17 protein-coding genes are annotated in these 19,770 nt (G+C 65.3%); 5 read left to right on the top strand and 12 right to left on the bottom strand.

Annotated features, from left to right (window positions below; translation table 11 throughout):
- Window positions 1-3: 3 nt before the first annotated feature.
- From VN634_03870 to VN634_03880, 3 genes are all read right to left on the bottom strand, one after another.
- Window positions 4-627 (bottom strand): hypothetical protein, encoded by a 624-nt coding sequence (locus VN634_03870; protein ID HXC49996.1) that lies wholly within the window; start codon window positions 625-627, stop codon window positions 4-6.
- A gap of 108 nt (window positions 628-735) precedes the next feature.
- On the bottom strand, window positions 736-1,692 hold the full coding sequence (locus VN634_03875; protein HXC49997.1) for a hypothetical protein: 957 nt from the start codon (window positions 1,690-1,692) through the stop codon (window positions 736-738).
- Between the two features lie 95 nt (window positions 1,693-1,787).
- Window positions 1,788-4,160 carry a transglycosylase domain-containing protein gene (locus VN634_03880; GenBank protein HXC49998.1) on the bottom strand — a complete coding sequence of 791 codons (2,373 nt, stop codon included), beginning with the start codon at window positions 4,158-4,160 and terminating at the stop codon, window positions 1,788-1,790.
- A gap of 417 nt (window positions 4,161-4,577) precedes the next feature.
- Here VN634_03880 and VN634_03885 point away from each other — a divergent pair, with 417 nt between their 5' ends.
- Complete coding sequence (locus VN634_03885) at window positions 4,578-5,576, top strand: hypothetical protein (GenBank protein HXC49999.1); 999 nt, start codon at window positions 4,578-4,580, stop codon at window positions 5,574-5,576.
- On the opposite strand, the gene VN634_03890 is transcribed toward VN634_03885, so the two are convergent.
- The gene (locus tag VN634_03890) at window positions 5,573-6,133 is read right to left on the bottom strand and encodes a DUF2306 domain-containing protein (GenBank protein HXC50000.1); all 561 of its coding nucleotides are present in this window, start codon (window positions 6,131-6,133) and stop codon (window positions 5,573-5,575) included. The two genes, VN634_03885 and VN634_03890, sit on opposite strands and share 4 nt — an antisense overlap.
- A gap of 109 nt (window positions 6,134-6,242) precedes the next feature.
- Here VN634_03890 and VN634_03895 point away from each other — a divergent pair, with 109 nt between their 5' ends.
- Complete coding sequence (locus VN634_03895; GenBank protein HXC50001.1) at window positions 6,243-6,818, top strand: PadR family transcriptional regulator; 576 nt, start codon at window positions 6,243-6,245, stop codon at window positions 6,816-6,818.
- A 2-nt stretch (window positions 6,819-6,820) separates the two neighbouring features.
- On the opposite strand, the gene VN634_03900 is transcribed toward VN634_03895, so the two are convergent.
- The 4 genes from VN634_03900 to VN634_03915 all read right to left on the bottom strand — a co-directional run bounded on the left by VN634_03900 (window position 6,821) and on the right by VN634_03915 (window position 9,745).
- The gene (locus VN634_03900; GenBank protein ID HXC50002.1) at window positions 6,821-8,341 is read right to left on the bottom strand and encodes a PQQ-dependent sugar dehydrogenase; all 1,521 of its coding nucleotides are present in this window, start codon (window positions 8,339-8,341) and stop codon (window positions 6,821-6,823) included.
- A gap of 43 nt (window positions 8,342-8,384) precedes the next feature.
- Window positions 8,385-8,633 (bottom strand): hypothetical protein, encoded by a 249-nt coding sequence (locus VN634_03905; GenBank protein ID HXC50003.1) that lies wholly within the window; start codon window positions 8,631-8,633, stop codon window positions 8,385-8,387.
- A gap of 148 nt (window positions 8,634-8,781) precedes the next feature.
- Window positions 8,782-9,267, bottom strand: a complete 486-nt coding sequence (locus VN634_03910; GenBank protein ID HXC50004.1) for a nitroreductase family deazaflavin-dependent oxidoreductase — start codon at window positions 9,265-9,267, stop codon at window positions 8,782-8,784.
- A gap of 76 nt (window positions 9,268-9,343) precedes the next feature.
- Window positions 9,344-9,745, bottom strand: coding sequence for a hypothetical protein (locus VN634_03915; GenBank protein ID HXC50005.1), 402 nt, complete (start codon window positions 9,743-9,745; stop codon window positions 9,344-9,346).
- A gap of 212 nt (window positions 9,746-9,957) precedes the next feature.
- On the opposite strand from VN634_03915, the gene VN634_03920 reads away from it, so the two are divergent.
- Entirely contained in the window at window positions 9,958-11,037 is a 1,080-nt protein-coding gene (locus tag VN634_03920; protein ID HXC50006.1) for a PA0069 family radical SAM protein, read from the top strand.
- Window positions 11,038-11,585: 548 nt separating this feature from the next.
- Complete coding sequence (locus VN634_03925; GenBank protein HXC50007.1) at window positions 11,586-11,903, top strand: LuxR C-terminal-related transcriptional regulator; 318 nt, start codon at window positions 11,586-11,588, stop codon at window positions 11,901-11,903.
- 130 nt (window positions 11,904-12,033) lie between these two features.
- Here the strand turns inward: VN634_03925 and VN634_03930 are convergent, their stop codons facing one another.
- Complete coding sequence (locus VN634_03930) at window positions 12,034-12,639, bottom strand: hypothetical protein (protein ID HXC50008.1); 606 nt, start codon at window positions 12,637-12,639, stop codon at window positions 12,034-12,036.
- 367 nt (window positions 12,640-13,006) lie between these two features.
- Here VN634_03930 and VN634_03935 point away from each other — a divergent pair, with 367 nt between their 5' ends.
- A complete protein-coding gene (locus tag VN634_03935; protein ID HXC50009.1) occupies window positions 13,007-14,269 on the top strand; it encodes a L,D-transpeptidase family protein in 1,263 nt (420 codons plus the stop codon).
- A 16-nt stretch (window positions 14,270-14,285) separates the two neighbouring features.
- On the opposite strand, the gene VN634_03940 is transcribed toward VN634_03935, so the two are convergent.
- From VN634_03940 to VN634_03950, 3 genes are all read right to left on the bottom strand, one after another.
- Complete coding sequence (locus VN634_03940; GenBank protein ID HXC50010.1) at window positions 14,286-15,320, bottom strand: M23 family metallopeptidase; 1,035 nt, start codon at window positions 15,318-15,320, stop codon at window positions 14,286-14,288.
- A 140-nt stretch (window positions 15,321-15,460) separates the two neighbouring features.
- Window positions 15,461-16,696, bottom strand: a complete 1,236-nt coding sequence (locus VN634_03945; GenBank protein ID HXC50011.1) for a DEAD/DEAH box helicase — start codon at window positions 16,694-16,696, stop codon at window positions 15,461-15,463.
- Between the two features lie 203 nt (window positions 16,697-16,899).
- Complete coding sequence (locus VN634_03950; protein HXC50012.1) at window positions 16,900-19,650, bottom strand: PBP1A family penicillin-binding protein; 2,751 nt, start codon at window positions 19,648-19,650, stop codon at window positions 16,900-16,902.
- Between the last annotated feature and the right edge of the window lie 120 nt (window positions 19,651-19,770).

Below are 19,770 nucleotides of genomic sequence, written 5' to 3' on the forward strand. Positions count from 1 at the left end.
TCGTTACTCGGCGGCGCCTGAGACCGACGGGTCGGAGAATTTCGCGGCGAACGCGGCCTTGTCGTCGAGCGAGAAGGAATCCGCCGGAATGAAGCTTTCGAAGCACGTGTCGTTGTCGGTGCGCGCAAGCTGCACGACCACGCCGCCGTTGACCGGAAGAATGATGCCGCCGATGACCATCGTTATCGTGTGAAGCTTGGTACGGTCCTCGTCGCTGCCGGTGAAATCGAGAACGCGGATGTCGCCGTTGGCGCCGACGTCGTCGCTGTATCGCCAGGTGGTGTCGCGCTTGTTCCAGCACGTCATGCCGCGGCACTCGGAGCCGGCCGGGATGTCGGCGGCTACGACCAGATGCTCCTCGTCCCACGCGCAGAGCTGGTAGGAGGCGGCGGAGTCGACGAATTCATCGGCGGTTGCGGCTGCGGCCCGCGACGCGCGCCACTCGAAGTGGCCGTATGCGTCGATCGACAGCGAAGTCTGGCCGACGGGGAGGCACTGGCCCTGCTCGCGAGGCGTCGGCGGACAGCCGGCCGAGGCCGATGCCGGCATGAGAGCGGCGGCGAGCGCTGCAGCGGCGAGCGTGGCGGTCAGAAGGGACGGGGAGCCTGCGCGGCGCGGAGATTTCATACGTCCTGTATGGCACAACCGCCGGTCAGAGAAAGACAAGAGCGCAGAGCGCCAGGCGCGCCCGCACGCCCGTCGGGGTGTCAGTTGCTGCGTGTCGTGTGCGAGGCCTCACCCCGGCCATGCGAAATGGCTGAACTTGTAGAAGCGGATCCTCTGGCGGTTCTGCTTGTCGGTGCAGTCGCAGACATCGCCGCCGCTGAACGTGCAGCCGTCGCAGAAGCGCCGGTTGGTCGCCGGCGGGGGCGACGTGACGATCCACATGACCCCGGAGGGGTCCTGGTAGAAACCGAAACCGCCCGACTCGCCGGGCTGGCCGCTCATGCTGAAATTGGCGAGCGCGTTGTCGGGACCGAGGCGCGTCTGGCTCGCATTCCAGACACGAATGCGGTTGGGCGTGCTCGATAGCAGAAGGCACGCCTTATACCAGCGCCCGTTCTTGTAATAGAAGTCGCAGTCCTGCACGCCTTCTTCGCCGTCGATGTTGTTGGCGGTCGTGTAGTCGGTGTAGGTGCCGCAGGTTCCGTCCGTCGGCGTGCACTGCCGTTCGTAGTACTGGTCGAACGAGTAGTAACGCGTCTTGATGGTGGTGTTGAAATCGGTCGGGGTCGTGAAGATTCCACCGGCGAAGCCGACAGAGTGATCGAAGAATCCCTGGTAGGAGACAGTGCCCGCACCGTTGAACCGATAAAGGCGCGTGTACATGTTGACGCCTTCGCTCGTAAAGCCGGTGTACGCCCAGCCGTTGTCGAGCATGATCCCGCTCGGATGCTCGTACTCCGAGCTGTACTGGAACTGCTTGATGCGGTTGCCGGCCGCATCGTGCACGTAGAGATAGGCCGTGTTGTTGCCGTTGGTCTCCATGCACGTCGAGTAGAACCGGCTGCCGTCGAACTTGACGCCCTGCCCGTGGCAGCCTTTGTCGCTGGAGCCGAGGACCGCCGTGCCCACGCTTTTCAGGAAGTAGTCGACATTCTCGGCCGGATAGAACTGGGCCGACGAAGTTGACGCGAGGCTGCAGAAGGCGGCGGTGACGAGACAGGCGGCAGTAACGCGGGACGGGTTCATGGGGAACCTCCTTGATCTGCTCATGTTAGCGCACAAGCAGCACGATCGTCCTTACGGAACCGTTACGGACGGGACTTTTCGCGGCTCCGGTGCGTTCAGTGATGCCGGAACAACGAGCCGAAGAACTTTCCGACCTTGCTGAACACGTTCGTACGGGGCCGCTCTTCTTCGCGCCGGGCGACGGCGACCGGAGGCGTGCTGTGCCAGCCGCCCCAGTTCCGCGTCGATGCGACAGCCGAGCCGTCGCCGCCATGGAGCGGGCAATAGTCGTTCGGCTCGGTCCCGGCGAGGAACGGCAGCGCGACGCGCTTCCCGCACGACGAGGTCGCAAGCCCGCCCGATTCCGGATCGACGCGCTCGATCACGATCCCCGGCGGCATGTCGAAGTCGCGTGCGCCTGCTGCCGCCGAGTGCTGCATGATCTGAACCCACGGCGGCAGTGCGGCCTGGGCGCCGGTAAGACCGATGCTCTGCGGCGCATCGAATCCGACCCACACGCCGCAAACGAGATCGGGAGTGTAGCCTACGAAGTACGCGTCCTTGTAGTCCTGCGTGGTCCCGGTCTTTCCGGCTGCGGGAAGGTCGAGGCCGAGATGTCCCGCGCTCGCGCCGGTTCCCGACTTGAGCACGGTCTTGAGAGCGCCGGTCATCACGTAGGCGACGTCGGCAGGGATGACGCGACTCTCGACACTCTCATGTCGGTAGATCTCGTGGCCTGCGGCGTCGGCCACCGATTCGATCGAATACGCCGGAGACCTCATGCCGCCGCTCGCGAAAGCCTGATAGGCCGACGTCAGGTCGACGAGCGTCGTCTCTTCGGCTCCGATCGCGATCGGCAGCACCGGCTCGAGATGCTGCGGAATCCCGAGCTCGTGCGCCGTGCGAACGATCAGCTCGGGGCCGAGCCGGCTGCCGACGTACGCCGCCGGGATGTTCAGCGATTCGGACAGTGCATCGATCGCAGTTACCTGCTGCTCGTAAGTCTTCTCGTAGTTTTCCGGCGACCAGCCGCCGAAGCTCATCGGCCGGTCCGGAAGAAGCGACGACAGCGTCAGCGGCGGCGTAAGCGGCGAACGATCCGGATCCATCGCCGCCACGTACATCAGCGGCTTGAAGGCCGAGCCCGGCTGGCGCAGCGCATCGGCGGCGCGGTTGAACTGGCTCTCGGAGTAGTTGCGCCCGCCGACCATTGCGCGGATTGCGCCGGTGTGCGCGTCGAGCGCAACCGCCGCCGTCTCGAGCTTGGAGGTCTTGCCGGTTCGCCGGAGCCCGCGGTAGTTCTTCTCGAGGCGCTCGAGATTGCTGGTGAGGGCCCGCACGGTCTCGGCCTGGATCTCCGCATCGAGCGTCGTGTAGACCTTGAGGCCGGCGAGATCTCCGCTGACTCCCGCGCCGGTCCGCAATGCGGTGATCACGTAATCGGTGAAGTTCGGCGCACGCCGAAGCCCGGGCGGCTTCGTGAGCCGGATCGGAGTCGCGACCGCCTCGGCCCAGGCGTCGTCGTCGATGACGCCCTCGCGCTTCATGATGCCGAGCACGACGTCGCGTCGCTGCTTCGAGGCTTCCGCGTGACGTCGCGGATCGTAAAGCGTCGGCGCCTGCACCATTCCGATCAGCGTCGCGGCCTCGGCCGGGGTGACGCGGCTCAGGTCCTTGTTGAAGAAATATCGCGCGGCCTGCGGCATGCCGTGGATCGGCGCGCCGCCGTAGGCGCCCATCGAGACGTCGTTGATGTAGCGCTCGAGGATCTGGTCCTTGGTCAGGCGGAACTCGAGCACGAGCGCCACGGCGAGCTCGCGGAACTTGCGGTCGAGCGTGCGCTCGCGGCGCTCGAGGAACGTGCGTGCGAGCTGCTGGGTCAGCGTGCTGGCGCCCTGCGCAAAGCGATGCGCGCGCAGGTCTTCGACGGCCGCGACGATGATGCGTACCGGGTTGATGCCGGGGTGCCAGTAGAAATACCGGTCCTCGGTCGCGAGCAGGCCTTCGATCAGGTACGGCTTCTGGTCGGCGAGCCGGATCTCGACGCGTTCGGCCGGCGCACCGGGAATCAGGCGTCCGATGACCTCGGGTTCGACCGCGGCGTCTTCGATCGGATCGCCGCCGGGAGTGCTGACGCCGGCGATGGTTCCGTGCTCGACGCGGACGTTGACGAGGGCGGGACTGTGGCGCTCGGCCCCACGCTCGAACCCGCGCAGGTAGATCTCAAGCCCCGCCGCGGTCGTCCGGTACTGGCCCGGCGCCTCGGGCACCGAAACCGCCGAATAGCTGAGCGAGGTCAGCCGGCCCACGAGCCGGCTGCGCTCGAGGTCGTCACCGGTGCGGATGCGGTGGGGCGCCGAGAAGATCGACGAGCTCATGGCCGCCCGGCGCTCCTCGAGAAGCGTCGAGATCTCGCCGTACAGTGCCGCGACCGAAACGCCGATGGCGACCAGCACCAGGCACAGCGCGGCGACAAGGATCCTGCGCACGGGGATGCGCGACCGCCGTCGTTTTCGTTTTGCCGGAGGAGCTTTCCTGCCGGCCTTTCGCTGCACTGCTGCCACTTCGGTTTCCGCTCGAGCTCTCGACACTAGCAGAGCCGGGGACATCACGAGCAAAAATGAAGTAACAGATCAATGCAGGCCTCTGCAGACCCTGGCCGCTCGCCCGTCACGGGACCTAGCGACGCGAGCCCTCTCGCACCGGATGGACGGTTCGGCCGAAGTTACCGGGACCACACCCGGTCCGCGATTTTTGTCCGATCTCCTTGACGGAGATTCGCCTGCCAAGTACCACCGCAAATGTTGGACGGGGTCACTTGTGACTTTGGTCCGGTTCGCGGGGCTCATCGAAAAACTTGGGGGCCAAGGTCCTTCGCTCTGTCGAAGGACAGGAGGTTCTTGTAGATGAAGTCCTTCGAAATGTGGCCGCGGTCTCTCGCGGCCGTAGCCGCTCTCCTGCTGCTCTCGATGCCGTCGACAGGCCAGGCGCAGCTCGTTTCCAAATCCTCCGGCCAGGTCTGGATTTCCAGCGCCAGCGCGTCGGTGACGCCGCCAGATCCCTCCTCCTGTTCTCCCGGACAGGCGTGCCTGGTGGAGATCCTTGCGATCAACATCAGCGGTCACAACTTTGGCACCGTCAAAGGCGACGTGAATCTCGGCGACACGTCCCTGGTGGGAGCCGGTGCGACGATCTCGTGGTCCGACACGAGCATCGGCATCCTGCTTCCGGTCGGATTCACGCGCTTGATGGGAAACCATCTGCTCGAAGTCGTCAGCAACCAGGGCCTGAGCAACTCCGGCACGCCGTACCGGGGCGCGTTCGACCTTGCGATCGGCACCACGCTGATCGGTCCGCAAGGCGCCACCGGTCCGACCGGACCGACCGGACCGAAAGGCAACAACGGCGCCAATGGCCTGAACGGAGCGCCCGGTCAGAACGGCACGAACGGTGCGAACGGCCACGACGGCGTTCCGGGACCTCCGGGATCGAGCGGACCGCCGGGACAGCAGGGCAAGGACGGCCGATCGGCGCACGGTGCTTCGATCAAGTGCGACAAGGTGACGATCGGTACCACGCCGACTGTCATCGCCCAGTCGGCGGCGACCACCGGAGGCGACAAGTACCTCGTCGATGCCAAAGTGAACGTGGCTTATGCGAACGGGCAGGGCGCGGTCAATTGCAGCGTCGATGCGTTCGAAAACGGAACGTCGAAGAATGTCGACACCGGCGACGCCCAGCTCTTCAGCAACCAGCAGAACTCGGCCAAAGGTCCGATTGCGCTCGGCGGCGACTATACGCCGGCGAGCAGCTCGTCGTCGGTCGTCTTCAAGCTGTCGTGTTCGGCGAGCACGTCGCGCGTCGTGCATCACTGCGTGCTGACTACGCAAGGCGTGTTCAACTAGAGCGATGGAAACGAGTCCGGCCCGGAAGCGCGAGCTTCCCGGGCCGGACCCGCCCGTCGCGTGCGCAGACCGGAGAGATATCCCTTCGAACGGCTCGTACGGTGTCCGCGCGCGCGCTCGACGGCCCGCGAAATGAAAACGCTGCCGACGATCGTCGGCAGTAACCACGGCCACGGTGAAGTCAGGCCGGCGTCGCCGTACGCCTGATACCAGTGCACCACCAGGAGTGCGGTCGTCATTGCGATGTATGACCCGCCTTGTCCGATGATGTGCGCGATGAGCCAGCCGTCCCACCGGCGCTTCGCCGCCAGATATCCATAGAACGCGAATGCGTACGAAAAGATCGCGATCGGTGCGAACCACCAGATCCGGCGCCAGTCGAGAACCGACATTGCGAGCGCGCTGAGGCAGACCGCCAGGACCGTCCAGTGGTAAGCCTCTCCCGCGCGCGTATGCCGACCCGGCCGCTTGCGAGCGAACATGGCGAGCGGCCCAAGAAAGAGCGCAACGGTGCCGAGCAGGATGTGAAGGCCTCGAAGTGCTTGGAATGGCGTCATCGGCTGCTATCCTCCTCGCGGGACTTCGATTAGACCCCTCTAATAGACCTAGCAAATTAGACTGTCGCAACAGGTATGCGGCGGTTTGTGCCTCGCCGGAGGGATTCCGATGCCGCAAAAAAGCCTGCTGAACCCAACGGCCGCTTCGCTGCTCGGATTTCTCCACCACGGAGAACGCACCGGGTGGGAACTCGCCGAGGTCGTCGAACAATCGATTGGACAGTTCTGGAATCTGACGCGCAGTCAGGTCTACCGCGAGCTGCGCACGCTCGAGGAGCTCGGCTATGTGGATGCGGGCCAGGAGGGTGCGCGTGCACGCAGGCCGTACGCCATCAATGAATCGGGTCGTCGAGCATTCTCCGAGTGGATATCACGCGAGCCGGCGCCCGAGCTGATCCGTTTTCCACTGCTTCTGACGATGTTCTTCGGTGACAGTCTTCCGCGCGAGCGGCTCGATCGTTTTCTCCGGGCGCACCGCGTGCGACACGAAAGTCGACTCGAAGAATACCGCAACCTCGCGGATGGTTTCGGCGCGAGCCAGGACTTCGTCGCGTTGACGGCACGCTTCGGGCTTTTCTACGAAGAAGCCGTGATGCGCTGGTTCGACTCCCTCCCGTCGTTTGCGGGTGACGCCGGCCCGCGCGCCGACAAGCAAAAAAAGAAGCGGAGCGCAACGAAGACTTAGGTTTACCGAGGCGCAATGCGGCCGATGCGCGTAGCGAAACCGTACGTCACATAGAGCTCGCCGTCGTTGCCTTCGACGATCGACGTGATGCTGTCGAGCGAGCCTTTGCTCACCGGAATCTGCGACAGTGGTATCGCGACCGGATCCGAGGCCTGGCCGTTGCAGTAGCGAAGCGCTCCCAGCTCGGCGCCGCTGAAATCCGCGAACAGATACACGCCTCGCAGTGCAGGAATGGCACTGCCACGATAGACGCGACCGCCCACGATCGACGAATAGTCCGCGAACGGATCATCGCTGCCGGAACGCCGGTCGATCGAAAGGATCGGCGGCGTGTGCGGCGACGGACCGCCGAGCGGTTTGTTGCCGCAGGTTCCCTGCACGGCTCCCTCGAAGGCAGGCCAGCCGAAGTTGAGCCCGGCCGCGTTGCGGTCGGCCGCCGAAATCTCTTCGAACGAATTCTGGCCGACATCTCCGATGTAGAGATCGCCGTTCGCCGCGTCGAAGCCGAATCGAAAGGGGTTGCGAAGACCGTAGTCGTAAACACGAGCGTCGACCGTGAACGGATTGCCGGGTGCGGCAAACGGCGCCGCCGCATCGACGTCGAGTCGCAGGATCTTTCCGAACAACTTGGTCGTGTCCTGCACTGCTCCGGGTTTGGCGCTCTCGCACCCGCCGCCACCGTCTCCCGTACCGGCATACAAATAGCCGTCGGGGCCGAACAGGATCGTTCCGCCATTGTGGTTATCGGCGGATGCCGGCAGCACGACGATGTCGCGAACCTTCGCGGGCGAAGCGAGGTCGGGATCGAACGTGCTTCGGCTCCATTCGACGATCGCATCGGCGTTGATCGGCGCGTACGTGCCGTTGGCGCCGTCGCCGGGCGTAGCCATCGTGAAGAACCGTCCGTTGTGTGCGTAGTCGGGATGGAAGGCTACGGAAAGAAGCCCGCGCTCGCCGAGGTTGCTTCCGATCGACGCGGTGATGTCGAGGAATGCAGGCTCGAGGATCTCGCCGTTGCGGACGATGCGGATGCGCCCGGACTGCTCGACCAGATACCAGTCCGACGAGTCGGGCGGCTGTGCTGCAAACGTGGCGAACCCTGCGGCCGTGGCGTGCACGGCGACGATCTCGAGTGGCGGGATCTGCGGAGTTTCGGCGGAACAGACGGTTGTGGTGGTCGTGGACGTCGTTGCCGTCCCGCATGCCGGACACTCGAGCACCACCGGTTGACCGACAGCCGACTTCAGGTCGATCAACGCATCGGCCGAGTTGACCGAACCGGAATCGTCGACGTCGCAGATGCAGGCAAGGCAGGTTCGACTGCCGACGGCGCTGGCGAGTATGAAGAGCGCGTCCGACGTTACCGGAGTCTGGTTTCCACTTGCCGGCACGCCGCACTCGGGCTCGCTCGCTGCAAGCGCTGCGGCACGGATGGGCAGCAGCATTGCGATCGCAATCAGGCGGGTTACGGCAAGCGCTCGCATCGCCACCCGACAGTAACGCTCGTGAAGCGCGGCCGACAAGACCTCGCCATGCCGCGCATCCGGGTACGCGCCGGTGCGGAAGCTATTCCTTCTTCTTCAGCTGACCGCGGTTGGCTTCGATGAACGCGCGAATCTCGTCCGCACGCGACAGCAGCGTTTCCCACTGCTCGACATAGAGGGTGACTGGAAAACGGCCCATTCCGTAGACCGACAGGCCGCCTTTCTCGGATACCTTCATCGAGAAGCTTCCGGGCCGGGTGGCGCGCTGCTTGAGCGTTTCATTCTCCGCTCGCAATCTCGCGAGCTCCGCTTCGACGTTTTCCTCGGACATAGGGGATCCTCCGTTTTATGTGCCGAGTGTGAGGGCGACACTCCGAGAGATCCAGCGCAGCGAAGTTATAAAGTTTGGTGACGATCCTCTGGATGCATCTCACTCACCCGATCCTCCGGATCCATCTCACCGATCCTCTGGTTCCTTCTCACCGATCCTCCGGATCGAGTATGAGGATCGGAATGTCGCGGGTGGTGCGACCCTGGTAGGCCGCATAGTCGGCATTCATCGCGCAAAGCGCCGGCCAGTAACGGGCTTTCTCATCCGCCGTGCCGCGATGCGCACGCATCTTGAGTTTCTCGGGTCCGATCTCGACTTCGACGTTGGGGTTGGCGGACGCGTTGGCTATCCATTGAGGGTCCGTTGACATTCCTGCCTGCGAACCGACCACGACGAGCCTTTCGCCATCGCGCATGTACACGAGCGGGACGGTCCGTGGCTGGCCGGTCTTGCGGCCGATCGTCGTCAAAAGGAGCATCGGCTCGCCGTGAGTCCACTTGCCGGCGACGCGTCCGCCGCTGACGCGATAGACGAACGTGTTGAGCGCGGCCATCAGGCGAATGAAGAGCTTCGCGACGTGCTCCTGTCTGCGGCTGAACGGTTTAAGCGAGGATTTCTGTGTGGAAGTGCTCATGGTTTCCCTCCGGCGGACGCTGCCTGAATGGTTCTATCAGGAGTTGGACCACCGGAGGGAACGCTCGCGCGGGGATTCAGTAGTGGACGCCGCGATCGAAGCCGCGCAGGTGATCGAATGTGCGTCCGATGCGATCGATGATGAACTCGTGCGGCAACATCAGCCGGCTGCAGATCCGGTCGTCCGAAGTCGTCCCGTCGCTCATGTACGTGCGCGTGACCTGGCATCGCCCGTCGTGGAACACCTCGCGATCGGTGACCACCGGCGTGTAGTGCTCTTCGCGGTAGTATGTCGTCGGTTGTTCCTCGCGATAGGTGCGCGGCTCCTGCTGGTAATAGTCGGGTTCGACGCGCTCCTCGTAGACGTGCGTCTCTGTGCGCGCTGGAGCTTCTTCGACCCACCGCCATTCGGCGAGCGCCGGCGTCGCGGCAGCGGCCACCATTGCGACCGTCGAAATCAGGATCTTCGTGGGATTCATCGAGTCTCCTCCTTCCGAGTCGGAGTTCATCCGCTCTCGCCGGCGTAGACAGCGTCGCGAAGCGGGATGTTCAGTCTGCAAGAATCTTCTAGCGAGCATGGGTGGTTGCGAATCGATGCGGGGCCATCTGGACCGTCGTCGGGAGCCCGCGAACGCGGCGGATCGCCTTTTTCGGCTGGACGGCGCACCATTTTCGTCATATTTTCGCTCCTATGAATGCGAACGCAGTGAAAGGGCGGGGCGCGTTGTCCAATCGTACAGGCCGCTTCGAGTCGGTTTCCGAGGAAGCGTTCGATGACGGCTGGACAGCGGGCATCGAGGACCGTCCGTCGCCGGCGACGCGCATCCTCCCGGACAAGTCGCGAGGCATCATCGCAACCAACGATTCGCCCGACGTTCCATTCGGATCGTCAATCAATCCGTATCGCGGCTGCGAGCACGGCTGCGTTTACTGTTTCGCGCGACCGTCGCATGCGTATCTCGGCATGTCGCCGGGCCTCGACTTCGAGACCCGCATCTTTGCGAAGCACGATGCGCCGGCGCTTCTGCGAAAACATCTGTCCCGTCCGTCGTATCGGCCGCAGGTAATCGCGCTCGGCGCCAACACCGATGCGTATCAGCCGGCGGAGGGCAGGCTTCGCATCACGCGCTCGGTGCTCGAAGTCCTCGCAGAGTTCGCAAACCCCGTTGCGCTGCTGTCGAAGTCCGCGCTCGTCGTACGCGACATCGACATTCTTGCACCGATGGCTTCACAGCGGCTTGCGCAGGTGAGCATCTCTCTGACGACGCTCGATCCGGAGCTGGCGCGTGTGATGGAGCCGCGCGCGAGCACGCCGGCAAGGCGGCTGCAGGCGATCCGCAAACTCTCACAAGCGGGCATCCCCGTCGCCGTGCTGGCTGCACCGATGATTCCGGGCCTCAACGACTGGGAGCTCGAACGGCTGCTCGAAGCCGCCGCCGAAGCTGGTGCGAGCACGGCGTCCTACGTCCTTGTACGGCTGCCCCTGGAGATCGGTGAGCTGTTCACCGAATGGCTGCACGAGCATTTCCCGGATCGCGCGGCGCACGTTCTCGAGCTGATCCGGCAGACCCGCGGCGGAAAGCTCTACCGAAGCGAATTCGGAGTCCGGATGCGCGGTACGGGGCCGTATGCAGACATGCTCGAAAAGCGCTTCGACCTCGCCAGCCGGCGGCTCGGACTGGACGAGCGTGCGTTTCGACTCGATACCACGCGGTTTCGCGTTCCGAGCTCGCACCAGGCTTCCGCCCAGCTTCCGTTGTTCGGCGGCTGACGGCGCGCGACCCACCGTGGCACCCTGCTGGATCGTTCCCGAGAGAGCGCCGGGTCGATCTCGATAGAGGAGGGTCCGGAAACCGTGCTGCGGGCGGAGGCGGCCGACTCGGGACCAGAATCGCTTGCAGCAGCCTCTTCTTCGCCTGGTCGTCGTCGTGTCGGGCGCAGAAACTGGCGCGCGCAAAAGCGAGACTACGCGACCGAGGCGGCAGGCCGAGCGACGAATCGAAAAACCTCGACCAGATAACGGACTTCCATGGTCCTCCCTCGCTCACGCGGCGCGCCCGAAGCGACAGGACGGCCGCGAGAATCGTGCAGCGGTAATACGTGCATTCGCATCATGTCTTGCAGCACTGCAAGGTTCAGTGCGTAAAGCACGGGCGTGCTCCAGAGCACAGCCGGACGGGCTTTCACCCGAAAACCCCCGCTCGTTGTGGGGTTTTTCGCATTCGGCCGTCCGCGTGGCGAGATTGGTACGCAACTTGCCATAGAGACGCTGCCTGCGACGGACGCACAAAAGCACCGCTCGCAAAATGGAGGTCCAACGTGAATCCCGAAACAACGTCTATTTACGAAAGTGGTGTACGCAGTGGAACAGTCGGCGGAATGGTTCGTCCGCCGATGCGGCCGATCAGTGAAAGCTCGCACAAGTTCGATCCGGAGAGGCCGCGGCCGTCGCTGACGCTTCGCGAAAAGTCGGTTCTGCGCCTTGTGTGCGATGGCCTGACCAATCAGGAGATCGCGACCAACCTGACGGTCTCGCGCGAGACCATCAAGTCCGAGCTCAAGAGGATTTTCCGCAAGATCGGCGTCGCCAATCGCACGCAGGCGGCCGTGCTGCTCGTGAAGCAGGGCTGGATCTGATCCGTTCTCAAGCGTGATTTTGTCGCTTCCGGCGGCGCCGAACGTAGGCGCCGCCGGAGGACAATGAGAAAACCAGGACGCGGGATCAGGAGAAAAAGACTTTCCGCCGCCGTCCGTCCCCTTCAAGCGTTCAGTTGTTCGAGCCCGGCCACTTCTCCGGCAGACCGGCGAGCCTGTCATCCTTGTGCGGCACGCACTGCAGCTCGGAGCCCGCGTAGGATGCCGTCAGCGTTCCTTCGTCCTCGGCGTACGACTTAAGGCTCGTCACGCTCTCGTCTCGTGGAACCGCAACCAGGACTTCGTCGGCCTTTGCAGCCTTGCTGCAGTCCGGATCGGCGAGGCCGAAACGGATGTGGTACGCGCGGCCGTCGCCGTTGCTGGCGCGGTCGCTGCGCAGCGCGATCGTCGACGCGTCACCTCCGTTGTCGCAGTCCACGGCATCCTCGAGCTTGGCTCCGTTGCCGGCTACCCGAGGCGCCTCGTCCTGGCGCACGTCGTTGATCGTCACGTCGCACGCCGCTCCGCGGTTGTTCAGTGCGGAGATATGGATCTCGCGGAACTCTTCGCTCGGTGGCCACAGCACGGCGTCGGCGGTTCCATCGAGCTTCGTGTGGACGCCATCCGCGGCCGGAATGGCCATCGTCACGCAGCTGTTCGAGCAGCTCTCGCTTCGTGCAGCAGATGCGGCGCCGAGCGCAGCAACAGTTGCCGCGATCGCAAAGAGTCGTATCGGCATACGTTCCTTCATAAACGGACCTCCACTCCTCCCTCCGGATGGATAAAATCGCGTGCGGCGCTTCCGCGCCGCACGCAATCGCTTCTCTCGTCTGTGGTAGCCCGCAGGCTCCTGACGTCAAGGCGTAAGCGCGCTATTGAATGTGCACGGTGGGGCAGGTGAGGTTCGAGCCATATCGAACCAGCCGAATCGCTCGACCAGTCGGGGAACGCGATTCGATTGCGCGGGCGAACCGCGGTCCGGCCGGGGACGCCGCAGGGGGCGAGAACGATCGGACGTGCGCCCTGCACAACGTCCCATCTCGCACTTCCATCGATTCCCCGTCACACTCGGTCATCCCAGCGCGGCGCCGCCGAACATCAGCCTCATGAAAATCGTACGCATCTTCTTGTGTGCCGCAGTGCTCGGCGCGACCTTCTTTGTTGACGCTCCCGTTCGCGCCCAATCCGATGCGCTGTGGGCCGCCGAAGAGCCGGACCAGGCCGCTGCCGCTCCGATCTCCTACGACCCGCTCAACCAGCCGCGTCTGCTCGAAGACATGCTCGAGCGCTATCGCGAAATCGCGCGCCGCGGCGGCTGGAAGAAAGTCCCCACCGATCTCGTGATGGGCCCGGGGTATTCCTACGACTGCATGCGCATTGCGGCCCTCGAACGCCGGCTGGTCGCCGAAGGCTATCTCGAACATCAAAGCGCTCCTCCTCCTCCGCCGCCGCTACCGCCGGGACAACGCCCCGTGCCTCCCGGCAAGCAACCGCCGCCGCGCCCGCAGGTGATGGGAATGGCCGGACCGTGCCGTTACGGTCCGGAGCTGACGGCAGCCGTGCGTGCCTATCAGCACGACCGCAAGGTGCTTGGCTTCGGCCAGGTCGGCAAGCTGACGATGGCTCAGCTCAACCGGCCCGTCGGCGAGATCATCAACGTCCTCGAGCACGACATTGCGCGATGGAGAAGCGTATCGCTCGACCGTTCGGGTTCGTTCATCCTCGTCAACATTCCGTACTTCGAGCTCGGCGTTTTCGAGAACGACCGCGAGGTGCTGCGGATGCCGGTCGTCGTCGGGCAGCCGACGTGGCAGACGCCGCAATTCAGCGACGAGCTCGAATACATCATTCTCAATCCGGACTGGGGGATTCCCGAGAAGATCGCGAAGCAGGAGTACTGGCCTTCCGGACGCCGCAATCCCGAATGGCTTCGTCGCCAGGGAATCGTGGCGAGCGGAGAGAGTCTCCGCCAGAAGCCGGGGCCGAACAATCCGCTCGGACGAATCAAGTTCGTCATGCCCAACGAATACGACGTCTACCTGCACGACACTCCCGCAAAGGGAGCGTTCAACGCGGCGGTGCGCGCGCTGAGTCATGGATGCGTGCGTCTCGGCCGTCCGATGGACCTTGCGCACTACCTGCTGGGCGATCAGCCGCAGTGGAATCCGCGCCGCCTCGACGCAGCGATCGGCACCGGCGAGACGCAGCACATCAACCTTACGCACCACATGCCCGTGCACATCATTTACTCGACATCGCGAGTCAACGAGCAGGGCCGCCTCGAGCTGCGGCCGGACGTGTACGGGAAGAACGCTGCGGCCGAGCGCGCGCGGCCGCCGAGCGACGAAAGCCTCGAAGCCTGGCCGTAGTGGTTGCCTCGCCGGTCTAGCGCGCGACCGGTTCGTTGATCATCGCCTCGAAGCTTGCGACATCGCGTCGCAGCGCGGCGATCTGATCGGCGGTCAGCGATCGCCGCACGGTGCCGTGATAGTCGAGCGGATCGAGCGTCTTCGTGTCGCGGTCCAGCTGATAGTGCAGGTGCGGAGCGGTGGTGTGCCCGGTGTTCCCCGTCAGCGCGATCACCTGGCCCGCGCTGACGCGCTGACCCTCGGTCACCTTGTTCTCGGAAAGATGCAGGAACTTGGCGAGCACGCCGTCGTCGTAACGGACCTCGACGCAGTTGCCGTTCGCGCCCCAGTTCCAGTTCGTGCGCGTGACCGTGCCGGCACGCGGCGCATGCACTTCGGTCCCGAGCGGCGTCTTGAAATCCATTCCCTTGTGCGTCGGCCGGTCCTTCAGAAGGCTGGTGATCTGCTCGTAATCCTCGAGCGGTCCGCCCTGAAGACGAAGCGGCGCCTCGGTTCCGTCCAGGTGCCAGTAGCTCGGGAAATGGTCGCCCGGCGCCTGCCAGCGATACGCCGCCACGTTGCGACCGAGCTTGCTCGACTGGAGGCTGGCGGCGGCGATCTCCGGCAGCCCATCCGTTCCCTTGCGCCACGCGACCACGATCGAGTCGGTTTTCTGCAGATCCCGCCGGAGATCGAGGTCCCACACGAAGAGGCGGGTATAGACGCTGGCCAGCGCATCCCCGTCCTCACCGGCGTTGAGCTGGAACGTACGCGCCAGCGACCCCTCGACGCGGCCCCGCACGACCGTCCAGCCGACGCTCCGGGAGGCAATCGTCATCGGCTGGGCGGAGGCGGGTTGCGAGCCTGTGGCCGGATTGGCGTCGGGTGCCGCGACCGCTGCCGCGGGCACATCGCCCGGAGCGCCAGCGGTCTCGGCAGGGGCGCTGACGGCAGGGACGGCTTTGGTCTCGTCGGAGGAGCGGTGACGCACCAGAATCACGACGTTGACGGCCAGCGAGAGTGCGAGCAGCGCGTAGAGAAGGGAAGGAGTTCGAACGGGAAGATTCATCATGGGCAGAGCCTCTCTGCACAGGATGCCGTCTGATGGGCCGGCGGGGAAATCTTGCGAGCGTCCGAATGGAGAAAAAGGCACAGGGCGGCCGGGCCGGGGAGGGCCGGCGGCCCTGTGGCCGTGGACTTCGCGGTAGCGGTCTAGGCCGCGGAGGACGACGACGAGGACGAAGAAGACGACGACCGCCGCCGCCGGCGACGCCTCGGCGCGGCCTGCCCGCCGGGCGTGCGCGCGTGATGCCGCGGCGCTTCGCTTGCGGCCGCTCTCGTCGTGAACCCTTCGACGTCACTGCGAGGCAGCGTCAGGCCGAGCGCGCGCTCGATGTCGCGCATGCGCTCTTCCTCGTCGGGAGAGACGAACGTGATCACGTCACCGGTTGCGCCGGCACGCGCCGTACGACCGGCGCGGTGAATGTAGTCTTCCGAAGAATGCGGCACATCGAAGTTGATCACGTGCGAGATGCCGCTCACGTCGAGGCCGCGCGCGGCGACATCGGTCGCGATCAGCACCGGGAAGCGCCCGCTGCGAAATCCTTCGAGCGCGGCGATACGGTCCTCCTGGCTGCGATCGGAGTGAATGCTCGTCGCGCGCGCACCACCGCGCGTGACCGCACGCGCAAGACGATCCGCGTCGATTTTGCGACGCACGAAGACCAGGACCGAGTCCATGCCCTCGCGACGCAGCAGCGTCGACAGCAGCGGCGCCTTTTTCTCCTGGGCAACGGTGCACACGCTCTGCACGATCGCGAGCGCCGGGCCTTGCCGGTCGACGGTCACGGTGACCGGATCGCGCAGGATCTCTCCGGCGAGCTTGCGGATGACCGGAGACATCGTCGCAGAGAACAGCAGCGTCTGGCGCGGATTGGGAAGCACGGCGAGGATGCGCTGGATGTCGGGAAGAAATCCCATGTCGAGCATGCGGTCGGCCTCGTCGAGCACCACGAACTCGACGGCGCCGAGATCGACGTAATTGAATCGCATGTGATCGAGTAGGCGTCCCGGAGTGGCCACGACCATCGCGGCTCCGGCACGAAGCGCGCGTTCCTGCGGCCCCATGTCGACTCCACCGACGACGGCGGCGGCACTCAGGCCAAGGTGATAGCCGAGCGCCTGCGCCTGTTCGTCGATCTGCAGCGCGAGCTCCCGCGTAGGAGACAGGATGAGGGCGCGGCAGCGCCCGGCCTCTCCGGCATGAAGGAGCTGCAGCAGCGGCAGCATGAATGCGGCGGTCTTTCCGGTGCCGGTCGCGGCGCAGGCAATCAGATCCTGTCCCGCGAGCACGACGGGAATGGCCTGCTCCTGGATCGGAGTCGGCTCGGTGTAGCCCATGTCGGCGACGGCATCGACGAGGGCGGGCAGAAGGTTGAGATCGTTCATCGTTGTTTTCATCGTATTCCAGGCCGGACGACCCTGATTTTCGCTCCGCGGAGGCTCGCGCAATGCGGCCTCGCTCGAAGGGTCAGGTCCAATGCTTCGGGGATTTGCCCTGAGGGCGTGAAGAGGCGCCGTGTCGGCCCGCCAGTTATCGCGGATTCGACGGAAGAATTCCACCTGTCGGCGCGTGGGGCCCGCCGGTCGGCTCAACGCATCGGCATTGCGCTCGCGCTGCCGCTGGAATCGGCGGCATCGCTTCGAAACGATCCGCTCCACGTCCCCGTATCCGGCGACCAGCTCAGAACGAAGGTGCCGCCGGTCGTTCGCCGCGTCCCGTGCTCGCGGAAGCGCAGCGCGATCTCGCGGCCGCGAACCTCGCCGTCGAGAACGATGGCCGTGCGACCGGTGCCGGCGAGCGCCCTGCCGTTCTCCGTCCATTTCTGCCCGCGACCGACGATCCGGTCGCCTTCCTGGTCGAGCAGCACGCGGTAGCCGAGACGAAGTCCGCGAAACGCGGCGAGCGAAGTGTTGTCGATGCGGGTCCACAGGCTCCACCAGCCGCTGAGGTCGCCGGATGCATGACGAACGTTCTCGCCGCGGCCTGGCTCGCCGTCGCTGAAACCCTCGTTGAGTTTCTCGCCGCGATCCGGGCGATGGTCGCTGTGCGCGAGCTCGACGCGCTCGCCGTCGGCTCTTCCGGTCGCGGCTGGAGTTGGTCCTGCGCGATCGTATGGCACAGCGGCGGCGCGTTCGCCTCTGGCGAATTGCGTCCAGACATTCGCGACGCGCGCGAAGATTCCCTGGTCCCGTCGATCTCCGCCGGGCAGCGAAACGTAGAACGCATCCTGCGGCGGCGACTCGCGACCCGGACAGTACGCGGCCGGTTCGCGTCCCGTCATGTACAGCTCGTGCTGCGCGGTTCGCGATGGATCGCATCCGCGGCGCACGAGCAGCCCGCTCGCCGGATCGGTCAGGTATTCGCGCACGCCGGACGGCGGCTCCTGCCGGGCCGGGATCGGCCGGTTCTGGTAGATGCGATCCATCAGCCGCGCGAATACCGGCGCCGCCAGCCGGCCCGCGGTCGCTTCGTCGACGATCGGTCTCGGCTGATCGAAGCCGATCCATATGCCGGCAACGATCTCGGGCGTATAGCCGATGAACCACGCATCGGTGACGTCGTTCGTCGTCCCCGTTTTGCCGGCGACGGGAAGCGCGACATTCTTTGGCATCGCGCCGCGGCCGGTGCCGCGGCGCACGGCGTCCGAGAGCACGTCGCTGATAAGGAACGCGACAGCCGGGTCGATCAGTCGTCGGCGCACGACGTGCGACGTCCAGACGTCTTCGCCGGCGGAGTCTTCGACGTGCTCGATCAGGCGCGGCCGCACCAGCATGCCGCCAGTCGGAAAAGCGCTGTACGCGGCGGTCAGCATCTCGGGAGAAACGGTAACCGAGCCGAGCGCGATCGCCGGGCCCGCAGCAACGTCCTCGAAGCCGGCGCGCCTGGCGAGCGATGCGATGTCGTCGAACCCGACGGCCTGCGCGAGCCGTACGGTCGCCAGGTTGTTCGACTCGACGAGCGCATCGCGAACGCTGAGCGAGCCTGCCGACCGGCCGGCCACGTTGTGCGGCTTCCAGGTTTTTCCGCCTGGCAGCGCGACCGTCAGCGGCGCATCCGTGAGCCGCTGCGAAAGCGCGAAGCCTTTGTCGAGCGCGACGGAATAGACGAACGGCTTGATCGCGCTGCCCGGCTGCCTCTGTCCGTGCGCTGCGCGATCGAAGCGCGATTGCGAAAAATCGCGGCCTCCGACCCACGCCAGCACGTTGCCGGTGTTTGCGTCCAGCACGACCACGGCACCCTGAAGATACGGCGTCTGGTCGCCGTTCGGCCTGCCGCCAGCCTTGTAGGCCGGTCCGTCGAACTCTCCGTAGCGGCCCGATTCGATGCTGCGAAGCTGCGCGTTCAGCTCCTCTTCGGCCGCGCGCTGCACGCGCGAATCGATGGTCGTGAAGATGCGCCGCGGTCCCGAATAAAGGTCCTCGCCGAGCTCGGCTTCGAGGGTTCGACGGATCTGCTCGACGGCATACGGGGCAAGGCCCGCTTCGAGCACCGCCTGGTGCGGCCGCGCCGACACCGACAACGGCGCGCGCAGCGCAAGCTCGAGATGCTCGCGCGTGATCCTGCCCTGCTCCTGCATCAAATGGAGAACCAGGTCGCGACGGCGGCGCGCGGCTTTGGGATGCCGGCGCGGATCGTAGAAACCCGGCGAGCGTGCGAGCGCAGCCAGCATGGCGGCCTGCTCGAGCGTGAGCCGTGTCGCGTCGACGCCGAAGTACTCGCGTGACGCCGTGCCGATCCCGCGCACGGCGTTGCCGAGATAAACGTGATTGAGGAACAGCTCGAGGATTTCGTTTTTCGAATATGTGTTCTCGATGGCGCGCGCTACGCGGATCTCCAGCAGCTTGCGACGAAGCGTGCGGCGCTCGACCGGAAGCCGGTTGGGAAACACGCTGCGCGCGAGTTGCATCGAGATCGTGCTGAAGCCCTGGCGGATGCTGCCGCTTCGCAGGTTTGCGACGATCGCGCCGCCGACGCGCCGCAGGTCGACCCCGTGATGCTCGAAGAAGCGCTTGTCCTCGATCGCAAGGAACGCGCCCGCCACGTACTCCGGACAATCCGCGAGCCGCACGAGGCGGGCGTGCGACGGCGCAAGGTCGGCGAACACTTCGCCGCGGACATCGACGAGCACCGGCGCTCCGCCGGGCTGCAGCGAAGCAAGGCCCGCGACATCGGGGCAGCCCCCGAAGCCGCACGTCTGCCAGCCGATTGCAGCAACGACGAAAACGAGCAGTGCCGTTGCGGCCGCGGCAATCGCCAGCATGCGAAGCATGGAGGAGCCGAGCAGCGACTCGCGAAAGCTGCGGCCCCTGTTCGCACCGTCGTACGGGAAATCCGGCATCGACGAGCGTCAGTGTGAGCCGACATCGCGCGCGCTGTCGATGCCTGCCGGCGAGCAGGTCAAAGTTTCGCGCCGTCGGGGCGCAACCCACGCAGGGGATGCGCTACGAAGGCTGCGGTA

This window comes from Candidatus Limnocylindrales bacterium (assembly GCA_035571835.1).
Classification (GTDB): Bacteria; Desulfobacterota; Binatia; order UBA1149; family CAITLU01; genus DATNBU01.

Coding starts and splice junctions, on each gene's coding strand:
- VN634_03945 (HXC50011.1), bottom strand. CDS start 16,696: ATGAACGATCTCAACCTTCTGCCCGCCCTCGTCGATGCCGTCGCCGAC.
- VN634_03920 (HXC50006.1), top strand. CDS start 9,958: ATGAATGCGAACGCAGTGAAAGGGCGGGGCGCGTTGTCCAATCGTACA.
- VN634_03875 (HXC49997.1), bottom strand. CDS start 1,692: ATGAACCCGTCCCGCGTTACTGCCGCCTGTCTCGTCACCGCCGCCTTC.
- VN634_03910 (HXC50004.1), bottom strand. CDS start 9,267: ATGAGCACTTCCACACAGAAATCCTCGCTTAAACCGTTCAGCCGCAGA.
- VN634_03905 (HXC50003.1), bottom strand. CDS start 8,633: ATGTCCGAGGAAAACGTCGAAGCGGAGCTCGCGAGATTGCGAGCGGAG.
- VN634_03885 (HXC49999.1), top strand. CDS start 4,578: ATGAAGTCCTTCGAAATGTGGCCGCGGTCTCTCGCGGCCGTAGCCGCT.
- VN634_03930 (HXC50008.1), bottom strand. CDS start 12,639: ATGCCGATACGACTCTTTGCGATCGCGGCAACTGTTGCTGCGCTCGGC.
- VN634_03950 (HXC50012.1), bottom strand. CDS start 19,650: ATGCCGGATTTCCCGTACGACGGTGCGAACAGGGGCCGCAGCTTTCGC.
- VN634_03870 (HXC49996.1), bottom strand. CDS start 627: ATGAAATCTCCGCGCCGCGCAGGCTCCCCGTCCCTTCTGACCGCCACG.
- VN634_03915 (HXC50005.1), bottom strand. CDS start 9,745: ATGAATCCCACGAAGATCCTGATTTCGACGGTCGCAATGGTGGCCGCT.
- VN634_03890 (HXC50000.1), bottom strand. CDS start 6,133: ATGACGCCATTCCAAGCACTTCGAGGCCTTCACATCCTGCTCGGCACC.
- VN634_03895 (HXC50001.1), top strand. CDS start 6,243: ATGCCGCAAAAAAGCCTGCTGAACCCAACGGCCGCTTCGCTGCTCGGA.
- VN634_03940 (HXC50010.1), bottom strand. CDS start 15,320: ATGATGAATCTTCCCGTTCGAACTCCTTCCCTTCTCTACGCGCTGCTC.
- VN634_03935 (HXC50009.1), top strand. CDS start 13,007: ATGAAAATCGTACGCATCTTCTTGTGTGCCGCAGTGCTCGGCGCGACC.